Source organism: Gordonia sp. (in: high G+C Gram-positive bacteria) (genome assembly GCF_049299075.1).
Classification (GTDB): Bacteria; Actinomycetota; Actinomycetes; order Mycobacteriales; family Mycobacteriaceae; genus Gordonia.
Genome location: NZ_JBAQWU010000069.1, coordinates 1 through 2,112, shown reverse-complemented (window position 1 = coordinate 2,112; position 2,112 = coordinate 1). Strand labels below are relative to the sequence as shown.

Annotated in this window: 3 protein-coding genes and 1 tRNA gene; 2 read left to right on the top strand and 2 right to left on the bottom strand. The window is 67.6% G+C overall.

What is annotated here, in order from left to right:
• Both WAW85_RS02485 and WAW85_RS02480 read right to left on the bottom strand, forming a co-directional pair.
• A partial coding sequence (locus tag WAW85_RS02485; protein ID WP_422558077.1) for a radical SAM protein occupies positions 1-610 on the bottom strand: 610 nt, incomplete at its 3' end.
• Between the two features lie 92 nt (positions 611-702).
• Positions 703-778: transfer RNA gene (locus tag WAW85_RS02480), tRNA-Thr, on the bottom strand.
• A gap of 125 nt (positions 779-903) precedes the next feature.
• Here WAW85_RS02480 and WAW85_RS02475 point away from each other — a divergent pair.
• Together WAW85_RS02475 and WAW85_RS02470 are read left to right on the top strand one after the other, a co-directional pair.
• The gene (locus tag WAW85_RS02475) at positions 904-1,539 is read left to right on the top strand and encodes a GntR family transcriptional regulator (protein ID WP_422558076.1); all 636 of its coding nucleotides are present in this window, start codon (positions 904-906) and stop codon (positions 1,537-1,539) included.
• The coding region (locus WAW85_RS02470) for an MFS transporter (RefSeq protein ID WP_422558075.1) at positions 1,536-2,112 on the top strand (577 nt) is incomplete at its 3' end. The genes WAW85_RS02475 and WAW85_RS02470, both read left to right, overlap by 4 nt.

Genomic DNA, 2,112 nt, shown 5'->3' with positions numbered 1-2,112 from the left:
GCTCGCGCGGGGAGGGTGCACCCGGGTCGAGTTGTGTGGCGAGATCGGCGTCGACCATGGCGAGCGAGACGCCGATCTGCACGTCGACGGCCGAGCGGGCGGACTGTAGCAGCGGCAGATCGCGGCGCAGCAGCGTGCCTTTGGTGAGGATTGACATCGGGGTGCCCGACTCGGCGAGCGCGCTGATGACGCCCGGCATCAGTCGATAGCGGCCCTCTGCGCGTTGATACGGATCGGTGTTGGTGCCCAGGGCGACGGTGTCTCGGCGCCACGAGCGTCGGCGTAGCTCTTTGCGGAGTACCGCGGCGACGTTGAGTTTGACGACGAGTTGGGAGTTGAAGTCGTCGACCGGGTTCAGGTCGAGGTACTGGTGGGTGGGGCGCGCGAAGCAGTACCGGCAGGCATGGCTGCAGCCGCGCATGGTGTTGATCGTGTACTTGAACGGGACCTGCGCGCCGTCGGGCAGTGGGTTGAGGGCACTGCGCGCAAGCACTTCGTGAAAGACGATCCCCTCGAACTCCGGGGTCGTGGTGGTGCGGACCAGTCCCGCCCGGTCCAGGCCGGGCAGTCCGCCGTCGTCAGCATCCGCCGACTGCGTCGCCCATCGCATGCCTGATATCCGAACACATGTTCGTATTTGAGTCAAGGTCGGGGTCCGCCACACGCCGCAGGCCGGTTCCCGTGCGGGGAACCGGCCTGCGTTGGAGCCGCCTACCGGAATCGAACCGGTGACCTATTCATTACGAGTGAATCGCTCTACCGACTGAGCTAAGGCGGCGTGCGCCGCGACAAGCGCGACAGCGGTGTCGATGGTACCGAGGGTGCGGGCCTGGGGGCAAAACGGGGGTCGGTGTGGGCGGCTCGCTGGACGGGAAGCCGGGGCGGTGGTTTAGAATACATCTTGTGTCTAAGAAGTATTCAGCCGCCGAGCGCGTCTATGGCGAGGTGAAGGAACTGATCCTGAGCTGTGAACTCCCCGGTGGGGAGCTGATCAGCGAGGGTGAGGTCGCCGAGCGCTGCGCGGTCAGCCGAACCCCGGTGCGCGAGGCCTTTCTGCGTCTCGCCGCGGAAGGCTGGATGCGGCTCTACCCCAAACGGGGTGCGCTGGTTGTCCCGGTCGGCGAGCGGGAATCGCGCGAAGTCCTCGAAGCCCGGCTGTTGGTGGAGGGAAGTGCGGCGCGTGACGTCGTATCCCGGCCCGAGGCGACCGCCGAACTCGTGGCGAAGTTACGCGCCAACCTGGCGGCGCATCGCGCTACCGACGGCGACGATTTCGCTCGGATCGACACCGAATTCCATCAGCTGATCGTGGACGCGGGCCGCAACAGTCTGCTCCGCGACTTCTTCACCTCCCTCGGTGAACGACGACGCCGGATGACGGCGGCGAGCATGCACCGTGATCTTGCCGTCACCGATCGTATTCACGACGACCACGCCGCCTTGACCAGGGCCCTTGCCGACGGCGATGCCGACCGATTCAGCGCGCTCCTGAGTGCTCACCTCGCCGGGGTCCACGACGTTGCCGAGGTCGACCGATGACCGCGACGACCACCCCCGCCGACGGACCGGGCCGCACCGTTTCGGGGCGCGCCTGGGTCGCTGTCAGTCTCGCCGTGTTCACCGCGGCGTGGGGCGGCAACGAGTTCACCCCCCTGCTGGTGATGTACCGGCAGCAGGGGCACGTCGCCGGGGTCCTCGTCGACGCGTTGCTGTTCGCGTACGTGCTCGGTATCGTGCCGGCACTGCTGATCGGCGGACCGCTGTCCGACCGCTTCGGACGACGACCGCTCATGTTGCCCGCACCGGTGTTCGCCGCACTCGGTTCGGTGCTGCTGGCCGCAGGCGCGCATTCGGTCGCGTTGTTGACGGTCGGCCGTGTGCTCAGCGGCATCGCCATCGGTCTGGCAATGGCGGTTGGTGGCAGCTGGATCAAAGAGCTCTCCGACCGGGCGGGCGCGCCGGTCACTGCCGGCGCCCGCCGCGCCGCACTCAGCCTGACCGCGGGATTTGGCCTCGGTGCCGGTGTCGCGGCGGTCCTCGCCCAATGGGCACCGTGGCCCAGCCAGTTGGCCTACCTGATCAACATTGCGATGACCGTCGTCGCCCTGATCC